This window comes from Enterococcus sp. AZ109 (assembly GCF_051714625.1).
GTDB lineage: Bacteria > Bacillota > Bacilli > Lactobacillales > Enterococcaceae > Enterococcus_A.
In genome coordinates this window covers 1,897,704-1,910,000 of the sequence record NZ_JBIOSF010000001.1, presented here as the reverse complement: position 1 = coordinate 1,910,000, position 12,297 = coordinate 1,897,704, and the positions used below count along the sequence as shown (strand labels likewise).

10 protein-coding genes (1 of these 10 cut by a window edge) are annotated in these 12,297 nt (G+C 41.3%); 6 read left to right on the top strand and 4 right to left on the bottom strand.

Features of this window, described 5'->3' with window-relative positions; all coding sequences use genetic code 11:
- From IGI42_RS09035 to sstT, 6 genes are all read left to right on the top strand, one after another.
- Positions 1-21, top strand: the 3' end of a protein-coding gene (locus tag IGI42_RS09035) for a CtsR family transcriptional regulator (protein ID WP_207671574.1). It extends 444 nt beyond the left edge of the window; 21 of the gene's 465 nt are visible here — the last part of the coding sequence; the start codon falls outside the window, past its left edge; the stop codon is at positions 19-21.
- Between the two features lie 5 nt (positions 22-26).
- Entirely contained in the window at positions 27-2,525 is a 2,499-nt protein-coding gene (locus IGI42_RS09030; protein ID WP_438715516.1) for an ATP-dependent Clp protease ATP-binding subunit, read from the top strand.
- A 301-nt stretch (positions 2,526-2,826) separates the two neighbouring features.
- Positions 2,827-3,747 carry a peptidase U32 family protein gene (locus IGI42_RS09025; protein ID WP_438715515.1) on the top strand — a complete coding sequence of 307 codons (921 nt, stop codon included), beginning with the start codon at positions 2,827-2,829 and terminating at the stop codon, positions 3,745-3,747.
- 12 nt (positions 3,748-3,759) lie between these two features.
- Positions 3,760-5,001, top strand: coding sequence for a peptidase U32 family protein (locus IGI42_RS09020; RefSeq protein WP_438715514.1), 1,242 nt, complete (start codon positions 3,760-3,762; stop codon positions 4,999-5,001).
- 34 nt (positions 5,002-5,035) lie between these two features.
- Complete coding sequence (gor, locus tag IGI42_RS09015; protein ID WP_438715513.1) at positions 5,036-6,385, top strand: glutathione-disulfide reductase; 1,350 nt, start codon at positions 5,036-5,038, stop codon at positions 6,383-6,385.
- Between the two features lie 191 nt (positions 6,386-6,576).
- Entirely contained in the window at positions 6,577-7,809 is a 1,233-nt protein-coding gene (gene sstT / locus IGI42_RS09010) for a serine/threonine transporter SstT (protein WP_438715512.1), read from the top strand.
- 52 nt (positions 7,810-7,861) lie between these two features.
- Here the strand turns inward: sstT and IGI42_RS09005 are convergent, their stop codons facing one another.
- The 4 genes from IGI42_RS09005 to IGI42_RS08990 form a co-directional block, all read right to left on the bottom strand.
- Positions 7,862-8,818, bottom strand: a complete 957-nt coding sequence (locus IGI42_RS09005) for a biotin--[acetyl-CoA-carboxylase] ligase (protein ID WP_438715511.1) — start codon at positions 8,816-8,818, stop codon at positions 7,862-7,864.
- Between the two features lie 196 nt (positions 8,819-9,014).
- Positions 9,015-9,818 (bottom strand): ABC transporter ATP-binding protein, encoded by an 804-nt coding sequence (locus IGI42_RS09000; protein WP_438715510.1) that lies wholly within the window; start codon positions 9,816-9,818, stop codon positions 9,015-9,017.
- Positions 9,796-10,728 (bottom strand): ABC transporter permease, encoded by a 933-nt coding sequence (locus tag IGI42_RS08995; RefSeq protein WP_438715509.1) that lies wholly within the window; start codon positions 10,726-10,728, stop codon positions 9,796-9,798. The genes IGI42_RS09000 and IGI42_RS08995 overlap by 23 nt, the downstream gene beginning before the upstream one ends.
- Before the next feature lie 25 nt (positions 10,729-10,753).
- Positions 10,754-11,749: an ABC transporter substrate-binding protein gene (locus IGI42_RS08990; RefSeq protein ID WP_438715508.1), complete on the bottom strand. Its 996-nt coding sequence runs from the start codon at positions 11,747-11,749 to the stop codon at positions 10,754-10,756.
- Between the last annotated feature and the right edge of the window lie 548 nt (positions 11,750-12,297).

The window sequence follows — 12,297 nt, the reverse complement described above, 5'->3', positions numbered from 1 at the left end:
AGTTACGAGAAAAAGGAGTGAGGTAAATGGATCAGTTGTATACCGAGCGTGCAAAGGCTGTTTTAGCCATTGCTCAAGAAGAAGCGAAATATTTTAAGCATCGTTCAGTTGGTTCTGAGCACTTGTTGTTGGCATTAGTCATTGAACAACAAGGAATTGCTGGAAAAACATTGAGGCAAATGAATGCGAACGAGAGCGATATTCGCGAGGAAATTGAACATATGACCGGTTATGGTTCTATGCAGACATATCCTGAAGGAAGTTATTTGCCTTACTCTCCAAGAGCGAAACAAATTCTGATTTTTGCTGATGATGAAGCAAAACGATTCAACGCTAAATTAGTTGGCACTGAGCATATTTTATTAGGACTACTAAGAGATGACGAAATTTTGGCGTCTCATATTCTAGTTAATTTAGGCTTGAGTTTACCTAAAATGCGTCAGTTGTTACTGAAAAAGATGGGTGTTACCGAAAATATGTCTCAGTCGCATCAAGGAATGGGACGTCGTAAATCTTCTCCTAAGAGCCAGCAAAATACGTCGCAAGGAACGCCAACTTTGGATAGCCTAGCAAGAGATTTAACAAAATTGGCCAAGGAAAAAAGATTAGATCCCGTTGTAGGTCGTGAAAGTGAAGTGCGGCGAGTGGTTCAAATCTTGAGCCGTAGAACAAAAAATAATCCAGTACTAGTTGGTGAACCAGGTGTTGGTAAAACGGCGATTGTCGAAGGTCTTGCTCAAAGAATTATTTCAGGTGATGTACCTGAAGACATGCGCGGCAAGCGTTTAATGATGATGGACATGGGAGCACTAGTTGCTGGCACTAAGTACCGTGGAGAATTCGAAGATCGCCTGAAGAAAGTTATTGATGAGATTTATCATGATGGTCAAATCATTCTTTTCATCGATGAATTGCATACGTTGATCGGTGCTGGAGGTGCTGAAGGAGCGATTGATGCATCCAATATTCTAAAGCCAGCTTTGGCTCGGGGCGAGTTGCAAACAATCGGGGCGACTACCCTTGATGAATATCAAAAATATATTGAAAAAGATTCTGCTCTAGAACGACGCTTTGCGCGTGTTCAAGTGGAAGAGCCTACTCCTGAAGAAGCTGAACAGATTTTGAAAGGATTGCGCCCTCGTTATGAGGAGCATCACAGTGTCGAGATTACTGACGATGCGTTACATGCAGCAGTTTCATTATCGGTTCGTTACATTAATTCTCGTCAGTTGCCGGATAAGGCGATTGACTTGATGGATGAATCAGCAGCGAAGGTCCGTTTGGATACCACTGATGAAATTTCTGAATTGGATGGGCTGCAAGAAGAAATTAATCTGCTGATCGAAGAAAAAGAAAAGGCGATTCAAAATCAAGACTTTGAATCAGCAGCCCGCTTACGTATGAAAGAAAAGCAATTATCTCAAGAGCTAGAACAAGCAGCCATCACCGAAGCGAAACAAAAAAACGGCTATATCAATCGAGTCACTGATGAAGATGTCGCAGCGGTAGTTTCACAATGGACTGGTGTTCCTTTGCAGCAATTGGAAAAGAAAGAAAGTCAACGGTTGTTAGACTTGGAGAATGTCTTGCACAAGCGAGTGGTTGGGCAGGATACGGCAGTTAAAGCAATTTCCAGAGCGATTCGTCGGGCCCGCAGCGGCTTGAAAGATCCTAATCGTCCTATTGGTTCATTTATGTTCTTAGGACCAACAGGCGTTGGGAAAACCGAACTGGCAAAAGCTTTAGCTGAAGCAATGTTTGGCAGTGAGGAATCATTAATTCGGGTAGATATGTCTGAGTTTATGGAAAAATATAGCACCAGCCGTTTGATTGGCTCACCTCCTGGCTATGTCGGGTACGAAGAAGGTGGACAATTGACGGAAAAAATTCGTCAAAAACCTTACTCAGTCATTTTGCTGGATGAAGTAGAAAAAGCCCACCCAGATGTCTTCAATATTTTACTGCAAGTATTAGATGATGGACATTTAACGGATGCAAAGGGACGTAAAGTTGATTTTCGTAATACAATCTTGATTATGACTTCTAACATTGGCGCAACTGAAATCCGTGAGGAAAAAAATGTTGGGTTTAACGTCAAGGATATTACCAAGGATCACGACGCAATGGAAAAACGAATTCTAGAAGAGCTGAAGAAAGCGTTCCGCCCAGAGTTCTTAAATCGGATTGACGAAACAGTGGTCTTCCAATCATTGGATCAAGAACAAATCCATGAGATTGTGAAAATCATGAGTCGCTCAATTATCGAAAGAATGACTGAGCATGAGATCAAAGTGAAAATTACTGCTGCTGCGTTTGATGTAATCGGTAAGGTTGGCTTTGATCCTGAGTATGGAGCACGACCAATTCGCCGAGCATTGCAAAAAGAAGTAGAAGATCGTTTGGCTGAAGCGTTGCTTTCTGGTCAAATTCAATTAGGAGATTCAGTGACTATTGGTGCCAGCAAAGGTAAGATAACTTTGAATGTGCGTGCACCAAAAGAAGAGAAAATTCCGCAAGAAGTTTAGACTGTAAAAAGAAGTTTCCCTTCATCAATAGTGGGAAGCTTCTTTTTTCACGATTAGTAAGTTTGTTACAGCGGTTTTTTTCGAGTCAGATTTCACAAATTTGGGTGAGTTTGCGAAGCCTTTCTTTATAAAGCTGGTTGGAAACTTCGTAGAGCTATGATAGTATGGAACAGTTATAAAGAAGGTGTTAGTCTAACGTGGCACAGTGGGAAAAGACAAAGAAGCAGATCAATTAATAAACGGTTGAATGACTGATACTGATCGAAAATGTGCGCCACTATACGAAATAGGAGGACAACGGATGGTTGAAATTATAGCTACAGCAGAATCAATGACCCAAGCAAAGGCATTGTTAGCTGCGGGTGTTGATACATTATACATAGGTGAAGATGATTTTAGTTTGCGCTTGCCGACTTCTTTTTCCCGTGAGGAACAAAAAGAGCTGATCGAGTATGCGCATCAGCAAGGTAAAAAGGTGAATATTGCAGTGAACGCAATTATGCACCCAGACAGAATGAAAAAAGTTCCGGAATATCTGGATTTTTTGGCAGTGTGTCAGCCAGATCGGATTGTAGTTGGTGATACCGGTGTGATCCATGTCTTGCGTAAGGGTAACTATGACTTGCCGTTTATTTATGATGCGGAGATTCTAGTCACGAATGCCCGTCAAATTAATTTTTGGCAGAAAAAAGGAGCGGTAGGTGCATTATTGGCCCGGGAAGTTCCTTTTGAGGAAATGAAAGTTTTAGTGGAGCAAGTGGACATTCCAGTAGAAGTCTTAGTTTATGGCGCTACCTGTATTCATCAATCAAAACGGCCACTATTGCAAAACTATTTTAATTATACGAAGCAAGATGAGACGATCGATCGTCAGCGGGGGCTGTTTTTATCTGAGCCTAAAAAGGACGACACCCATTATTCCATCTATGAAGACCAGCATGGCACCCATATTTTTGCGGATAATGACTTGAACCTGATTCATGAGCTCGCTGAATTATATCGTAATGGATTTACTACTTGGAAATTAGATGGTCTGTTTACACCAGGGACGAATTTCATTGGCATCGCTGAAGTATTCGTGGCGGCCAGAGAAGCACTTTTGGCTAACAGCTGGTCTGAGGAACAAGCCCAAGAAGCCGAAGCGAAAATTCAACATCTTCACCCTGAAAGTCGCGGCTTAGACACCGGATTTTATCATTTAGATCCAGAAGCAATAAAATAGAGGAGCAAAACAATGGAACAACGAAAATTAAAACGTCCAGAGGTTTTAGCACCAGCTGGAACGTTAGAAAAATTAAAAACAGCCATTCATTATGGCGCTGATGCTGTATATATTGGTGGTGACGCCTACGGTCTTCGCTCAAGAGCGGGGAACTTTTCATTTGAAGAAATGGAAGAAGGCGTAGCTTTTGCTAATGAACACAATGCCAAGGTCTATGTAGCAGCGAACATGGTAACCCACGAAGGAAATGAAAAAGGTGCGGGGGAATTCTTTCGCAAATTACGAGACATCGGCATTTCTGCTGTAATTGTTTCGGACCCTGCATTAATCGAAATTTGTGCGACAGAAGCACCTGGGTTAGAAATCCATCTTTCCACTCAAGCCTCTGCGACCAATTACGAGACGCTGGAATTTTGGAAGGAAGAAGGCTTAGAGCGGGTTGTTTTAGCCCGAGAAGTATCGATGGAAGAGTTGGCGGAAATTCGCCGTCATACGGATATTCAAATCGAAGCCTTTGTGCATGGTGCAATGTGCATTTCTTACTCTGGTCGCTGTACCTTGTCTAACCATATGTCGATGCGCGATGCCAATCGGGGAGGCTGTTCTCAGTCCTGTCGTTGGAAATATGAACTGTTCGACATGCCTTATGCACAAGAGCATCGTTCACTAACCGCAAATGGTGATGTAACCGAAGAATTCTCCATGAGCGCAGTCGATATGTCGATGATTGAGCATATTCCAGATCTAATTGAAAATGGTGTGGACAGCTTGAAAATTGAAGGTCGCATGAAGTCGATTCATTATGTTTCAACCGTTGCGAATGTTTATAAAGCAGCAGTGGACAGCTACATGGCTGATCCAGAAAATTATGTGTGCAAGCAGGAATGGATCGATGAGCTATGGAAAGTTGCGCAACGTGAATTATCTACCGGGTTTTATTATCAGGTACCGACTGAGGATAATCAGCTGTTTGGTGCCCGTCGGAAGATTCCAGTGTACAAATTCATCGGTGAAGTGTTAAGCTACGATGAGGCGACAGGAATTGCGACGATTCGTCAACGGAATCATTTCCGCGTAGGGGATGAAATTGAATTTTACGGACCGAATTTTCAACACTTCCATCAAAAGGTGGAGGAGATGAAAAATGAAGACGGAGAATCAATCGATCGTGCGCCAAATCCAATGATGATTCTTACGATGCCAGTAGCACAACCTGTCAAACCTGGCGATATGATTCGTAAGAAAAAAGATTAACCCTCAATTTTTTAACCTATAGGAGGAACTTTAAATGGAACAATATGATTACATCGTAATTGGCGGCGGCAGCGGCGGGATCGCTTCAGCAAATCGTGCAGGAATGCATGGAGCTAATGTGTTACTAATTGAAGGCAACGAAATTGGTGGAACTTGCGTAAATGTCGGCTGTGTTCCTAAGAAAGTTATGTGGCAAGCGAGCACCATGTTAGAAATGATTGAACGGGATGTGGAAAGCTATGGGATCTCAGCAGATGTAAAGAATTTCGATTTTGAACAATTAGTTGAACGCCGTGAAAAATATATTGATTTTTTGCATGGTGCATACAACCGTGGATTGGACAGCAACCAAGTGAAACGAATTTATGGTTACGCTACATTTAAGTCTGATCATGTAGTAGAAGTAAATGATGTGGCGTATACGGCCCCCCACATTTTAATTGCTACTGGTGGTCGCCCTACTCAAATGCAAATCCCAGGTGGTGAATTGGCAATTGATTCTAATGGCTTTTTCGAATTGAAGAAGCAACCGCGGGAAGCCATTGTGTTAGGAGCCGGTTATATTGCGGCGGAGCTTAGCGGTGTGTTGCAAGGGATGGGAACTAAAGTTCATTGGGCTTTTCGTTATGGTCAACCATTGCGAACCTTCGATAATATGTTGTCAGAGAATCTAATGCAAATCTATCGTGACAATCACATGGATCTTCATCCTTACTTCGTTGCAGAAAAGATTGAGAAGGATGATCAAGGGAACTTTACTGTGTATTTTGAAAATGGCGAAACATTAACCGGCGATTGCGTCATTTTTGCTGGTGGTCGTCAACCAAATACCGATAAATTAGGAATCGAAAATACTTCGGTTGAATTGAATGAAAAAGGCTTCGTGAAAGTGGATAAATACCAAAATACTACTTCAGCAGGTGTTTATGCCATTGGTGATGTGATCGGTAAAGTTGACTTGACCCCAGTAGCGATCGCAGCTGGCCGTCGTTTGTCAGAGCGTTTATTTAATGGGAAAGAAGACGAATATTTGGATTACGATAATATCCCAACTGTCATCTTTACCCATCCTACGATTGCCACAATTGGCTTATCTGAAGAAGAAGCGATTAAACGTTACGATTCCAAAGACATCAAAATTTATCATTCTCGTTTTACCCCAATGTACTTTGCTTTAGGAGACTATCGTCAAAAATGTGATATGAAATTGGTCTGCCTAGGGGAAGATGAAAAAATCATTGGACTGCACGGAATTGGTGTCGGTGTGGATGAAATGCTGCAAGGTTTTGCCGTAGCAATTAAAATGGGTGCAACGAAAAAAGACTTCGATAATACCGTTGCGATCCATCCAACGGGCAGCGAAGAATTTGTAACCATGCGTTAATCAGTCGTAAACAGCCATCATAATCTCAGAAATGGGACTTATGATGGCTTTTTTGAATAGAAATGAAAGCAAACTTATATTTCTTCTTGAAATCTCATTTTACTACAGATAGAATGGACATGGCTGTACAGCTTTTAGGAATTATTTTTTAAGATTGGTTACAGTAAATGATAAAGAAAGAAGGAATTATTTTGTTGGAGTTTTTTAAGAATTTGTCCCTAATTAAGCGTATTGCAATAGGTATTATTATTGGGGCGCTGTTAGGAGTATTGGTTCCTCAATGGACATTTATCGCCGTTTTGGGGGATTTGTTTGTTGGTGCGTTAAGAGCGATTGCGCCTATTTTGGTTTTCGTATTGATTTTGGCTTCGGTAGCGAAGCATCAAACGGGAACAAAAACATTCATTAAGCCAATTATTGCCTTGTATTTATTTACAACTTTATTGGCGGGTGTCATTGCGGTAGTTGCTAGCTTCATTTTCCCAATGCAAATCACCTTACAACAGGTTTCTGAAATGCAAGAAGCACCACAAGCATTAAGTGATGTGCTAAATACCATTTTGACAAATATTGTTCAAAATCCTTTACTAGCGATGACCGAAGGAAATTATTTGGCAGTCCTGTTTTGGGCAGCGTTGATCGGTTTTGCTCTACGTACCCGTAATCAGCAAACTAAAGACTTGGCTGACGATATCTCAACAGCAATTACGCATGTGGTTCAGTTGATCATTGCGATTGCTCCTTTTGGTATTTTAGGTCTAGTTTATCAATCGGTAGCAACAACCGGGATACAAGGACTGGCTCAATATGGACAACTACTGTTGCTGTTAGTTGGTACGATGTTAGTAGTAGACTTGATCGCTTATCCATTGGTCGCCTTCTTCTTGCTTCGTCAAAATCCTTATCCATTAGTCTTCTTCTGTTTGAAAGAAAGTGCGATTCCAGCTTTCTTCACGCGGAGTTCAGCAGCTAATATTCCAATTAACATGATGCTGGCTAAACATTTAGGGTTGAGTGAAGAATCTTATTCCATCTCTTTACCGTTAGGTGCGACGATTAATATGGGTGGTGCTGCGGTGACAATTTCTATTATGACATTAGCAGCAGTACACACATTAGGTATTGAAGTAAATATTGGTTTGGCTTTGGTACTTTGTATCCTTTCAGCTTTGTCAGCCTGTGGTGCTTCAGGAATTGCTGGCGGTTCACTACTGTTAATTCCATTAGCCTGCAGCTTATTCGGAATTCCAAATGAGATTGCGATGCAAGTGGTCGGAGTTGGCTTTATTATCGGTGTTATCCAAGACTCAGTTGAAACAGCCGTTAACTCTTCCAATGATTTGTTCTTCACAGCAGTTGCAGAGTTGTCTGACTTACGTAAAAAAGGTCAGCCATTAAACTTAAAAGAACGTATTGCAAAATAAAAAAAGGCTCTTCTCATTCGTGAGAGGGGCCATTTTTTGGAAACTGTGAGCCTTATTGAATGGAACTTAAACTGATTTCGCCGGAGGATAAGGCGATCGTCTCATTTCCCAGATCGACGATGAGCTCTCCAGTATCGCTGATGTCGATTGCTTTGCCAGCATATTGTTGGTTTTGACGTTCGAAAGTCACGCGTTTACCTAGAACAAACGATTTTTTGCGGTAGACAGTTAAATAATCAGACTCTTTTTGTTCCAATAAGGCAAAGAAGCGATTCCAGATTTCAATGATCAGTTGATTTCTAGTGATCGTTGGCTCGCTGTGAGCAAACAGCGAAGTCGCCTTTTCCTGTAGTTCAGCCGGGAATTTTTCTTGTGGAACAGAAAAATTGATTCCCATACCGATGATGACGTGCTTCAAGCTGTTGCTTTCAACATCCATCATGGCTTCTGACAAAATACCCACAATTTTTTTACCATTTAAATAAATATCATTGACCCACTTGATCTGCGTTTCTACTCCAACAAGAGCATCAATTGCCTCTGCGACAGCTACGGCCATTAAAACCGTGTATTGAGGCAGCTCATGAAGCTGGGTCTCTGGTTTTAGCAGCAGACTCATGTAAATACCTGATTTTTCCATTGCGAAAAAGGGTCGATTGAAACGACCACGGGGCGCTTCTTGCATGTCCGCTACTACTAAAACAGGGGGGGCTTCCCCATTGATTACCGCTATTTGCGCATCCTTCATTGTGGAAACAGAAGAATCCAGTACACGAACGGCTACCTTTTGGTGAATCCCGTCTGTTAGTTCAGCAGCGTCCAATACATCGGAAGCTTGATAGCGGTAGCCAGTAGAATGATGCTCAATTTGATAACCCGCTTTTTCTAATTCTTTAATGGCTTTCCAGATTGAAGTACGGGATAGGGAAAGTTCTTGCGCCAGCTGTTCACCGGAAACATAGCTGGTGCTAGTTTTTAATTTTTGTAAGACTTTTTCTTTTGTTGACAACAAGGTCGCCTCCTTTTTTGGGAAGTATATGGTTTTTAAAATTAGAAAATTGATTAAACTAAAATTGACGATGTCTGGCTTCGAAAGCTTACTCAGTGTTCCAAAGCGTAAGCGATTTTTTGAAGCCTTTCTTGTCAGTGTATCAAAAAAAGCAGACTACCGCAAAGTAGTCTGCCAAGAAGGATGAATGTGTTAGTTAGCTAAGTAAGAGTGCATCGTCTTTCAACTCGGCACCAGAGTTTTGATGGAAGAGCTCCATCAATTTTGGTACAGTTAAATGCTCTTTTTCTTCTTCACGAATGTCGATTGCGATTTGCCCTTGATGCAGCATGATTAAACGATTGCCGTAACGAATGGCATCTTCCATATCATGGGTAACCATGAAGGCAGTTAGCTGATGCTCTTCGATTAACTTTTCAGTTAAGTGCATTACGGTAATAGAAGTCTTCGGATCTAACGCTGCTGTATGTTCATCTAGCAAAATCAATTCAGGTCGTTGTAAGGTAGCCATCAGCAAGGTAATTGCCTGACGTTGCCCCCCAGATAACAGACCGATTTCGGCATCCAAACGATTTTCTAAATTCAGATCCAGGGTCGCTAATTGTTCACGGAAAAATTCTCGGTCTTTACTGCGAACCCCTAAGCCAAATCCACGTTGAAACCCACGTTTCATAGCTAAAGCCAGATTTTCTTCAACCGTTAAACGTACCGCAGTACCCATACGTGGGTCTTGGAAAACACGGCTGATTTTTTTCGCCCGTCTAGTAACGGAATGCTTGGTAATTTCTTCTTCATTAAGGAAGACTTGACCTTCTTCAATCGGTAAAGTTCCGGCGATACTGTTGAGTAAGGTCGATTTACCAGCACCGTTCCCTCCAATAATCGTAACGAAGTCGCCAGGTTCCAAAGCTAGATCAATGCCTCGCAGCACGTGGTTTTCGTTGACGGTCCCACGTTCAAAGTATTGGTGCAGGTTGCTAATTTTTAAGACTGGTTGCATCGGTCTTCACTCCTTTCTTACGATCTTTTTTTGGGATATTTAATCCTAGTTTTTGGCGAATTTGTGGTAAGGATAGACAAACCACTAACACGATTGCTGAAGCAAGTTTTGAGTCAGTCGGTTGAACATTCATTTCGAATACTAAAGCTAAAATGAAACGGTAGATAATCGCACCACAGACAATGGTAACTAAACGAACACCGATTGGACGATTGTGTAACAATACTTCTGCAATAATAATGGAAGCTAGCCCGATAACGATCGTACCCACACCAGAGTTCAAATCCGCAAAGCCATTATTTTGAGCTAATAAAGCACCGGATAAAGCAATACAGCCATTAGAAATCATGTAGCCTAACAGCTTCATGTTTTCCGTTTTAATGCCGTTGGCTTCACTCATGTCGGGATTATCACCTGTTGCTCGAATGGCCAAACCGATTTCTGTTCGGAAAAATAAAACTAGTAAAACAATTACTAAAATCGCAATAATTAGACCGACAACAATAACGGCATTGTTTTTCAATAAGCCCATATTTTGAATCGGTGTGAAGACCGTATCTTCACCTAACAGAGCGATATTGGGTGCACCCATCACACGAGAGGTGATGGAGTACAAACCAGTCATGGTAATAATCCCAGCTAATAGAGCCGGAACCCGGAATTTAGTATTTAAAATACCGGTAACCAAACCAGCTAGGGAGCCGCCGAAAAAGGCAGCAATCGTAGCTAAAATTGGGTTAGTACCATTGACGATTAAAACCGCTGCGATCCCGCCGCCTAAAGGAAAACTTCCTTCAGCGGTTAGATCGGCAATATCTAAGATACGAAAAGTGAGGTAAACACCAATCGCAAGTAAAGACCATAAAAGCCCTTGGGACGTAGCTGAGAGTAATAGTGACAAAATATTCATCGTTCATCCTTCTTTCTGGAAGTGTTTATGCAGGTTCTTTAATACTTGCTGGATCAATTTCTAATGCTTCAGCCATGTCTTCGTTGATAACCAATTCAAGGTTAGAAGCACTTTCAACTGGTGTTGTTGCTGTTTCTGCGTCGCCGTCTAAGATTTTAGCAGCCATTAAACCAGTTTGTTTGCCTAGTTCTTTGTAGTTGATACCAATTGTTGCTAATCCGCCACCGTCGATTTGATCAGTTGAGCCGGCAACTAATGGAATTTTTTTCTCTTTTACAACTTCACCAACGATTGAAGCGGCACTTGCGAAGGTATTATCTGTTGGAACATAAATACCGTCAACTTCGTTTGCTAATGATTCAGTTACTTGTTGAACATCATTGGTCGTATTTGCAGTTTTAACCACTGCTTCTACACCAGCAGCGTCTAATGCTTCAATTGCTAGATCCGCTTGGATTTTAGAATTGGCTTCACCAGCGTTGTACATGATGCCGACTTTTTTTGCATCAGGGACAATCGATAATAGTAGTTCGATTTGTTTGTCGATCGGCACCATGTCAGTTGTACCCGTTACGTTTCCGCCAGGTTCTTCGTTAGTGTCGACTAATTTCGCTTCTTCTAAATCAGTAACTGCTGTTACGATGATTGGAATATCAGTTGTCGCATTTAGCAATGACTGAGCAGACGGAGTAGCAATTCCTAGCAACAAATCATTTTCGTCTTTGACTAATTTGTCACTCATACTTTTCAGATTGTCTTGATTGTTCTGGGCGTTTTGATAGTCGATGACTAAGTTCTCGCCTTCCGTATAACCGCCTTCTGCTAAACCTTCTTTGAAGCCTTCATAAGCTCCGTCTAATGAAGCATGTTGTACCAATTGTAAAACCCCAACATGTTTTGCATCGCTGTTGGCTGCATCTCCGCCGCCTGTGCTGTCAGTAGTGCCGCCACCCCCGCCGCCACAAGCTCCAAGTGCTAATAATGTAAGTACGCTAATTCCTGCTAATAAAGTTTTTTTCATTTTTCTCTCTCCTTTTGTAATAAAATAAAAAAATCACCCACTCAGAAATGCTAAGTGGATGATTGTACATACGAGATAATCATTTTCTTATCCTCAGCCACTTAGTGATTTCCTCTACGTGGCTGGTGGTACGTGAAATTGCTCTAGCCATCATAGATACAAACTTGCGTTTTGCCCTGTTTGTATCCAGTGATGAATACAAACATTATCTAAAATAGCTAAAGTAGCGGTTATTCAGTTGTGGTTTTTTCATCTTCATCATAAGAATGACCTCCAACTTCTGGTTGTTCATTAGTATAAGGTAAGAAAAATGAGATGTCAATAATAAAAATGACGACTTCATAGAATAAAGGTAGTTTCTAGGTTTATTTCATGAAACAAAAGAAGTAAAAACCTTAAGAATACCTATAGCAGATGCTTTGGTTCTATAAGATAGTATTGACAAGTGTGTAGTAGTGGTGTATTATTTGAAGTTGCTAAAACTATCTGAAATGATCAAAGACAGGAACGAAATATTGTCCGTTCCGGTTTTAAAATAAGGAAACAAA

What these genes read in the sequence shown, in the direction of transcription:
- IGI42_RS09030 (WP_438715516.1), top strand. Translation starts at nt 27, where the DNA reads ATGGATCAGTTGTATACCGAGCGTGCAAAGGCTGTTTTAGCCATTGCT.
- IGI42_RS09025 (WP_438715515.1), top strand. Translation starts at nt 2,827, where the DNA reads ATGGTTGAAATTATAGCTACAGCAGAATCAATGACCCAAGCAAAGGCA.
- IGI42_RS09020 (WP_438715514.1), top strand. Translation starts at nt 3,760, where the DNA reads ATGGAACAACGAAAATTAAAACGTCCAGAGGTTTTAGCACCAGCTGGA.
- gor (WP_438715513.1), top strand. Translation starts at nt 5,036, where the DNA reads ATGGAACAATATGATTACATCGTAATTGGCGGCGGCAGCGGCGGGATC.
- IGI42_RS09000 (WP_438715510.1), bottom strand. Translation starts at nt 9,818, where the DNA reads ATGCAACCAGTCTTAAAAATTAGCAACCTGCACCAATACTTTGAACGT.
- IGI42_RS08995 (WP_438715509.1), bottom strand. Translation starts at nt 10,728, where the DNA reads ATGAATATTTTGTCACTATTACTCTCAGCTACGTCCCAAGGGCTTTTA.
- IGI42_RS08990 (WP_438715508.1), bottom strand. Translation starts at nt 11,749, where the DNA reads ATGAAAAAAACTTTATTAGCAGGAATTAGCGTACTTACATTATTAGCA.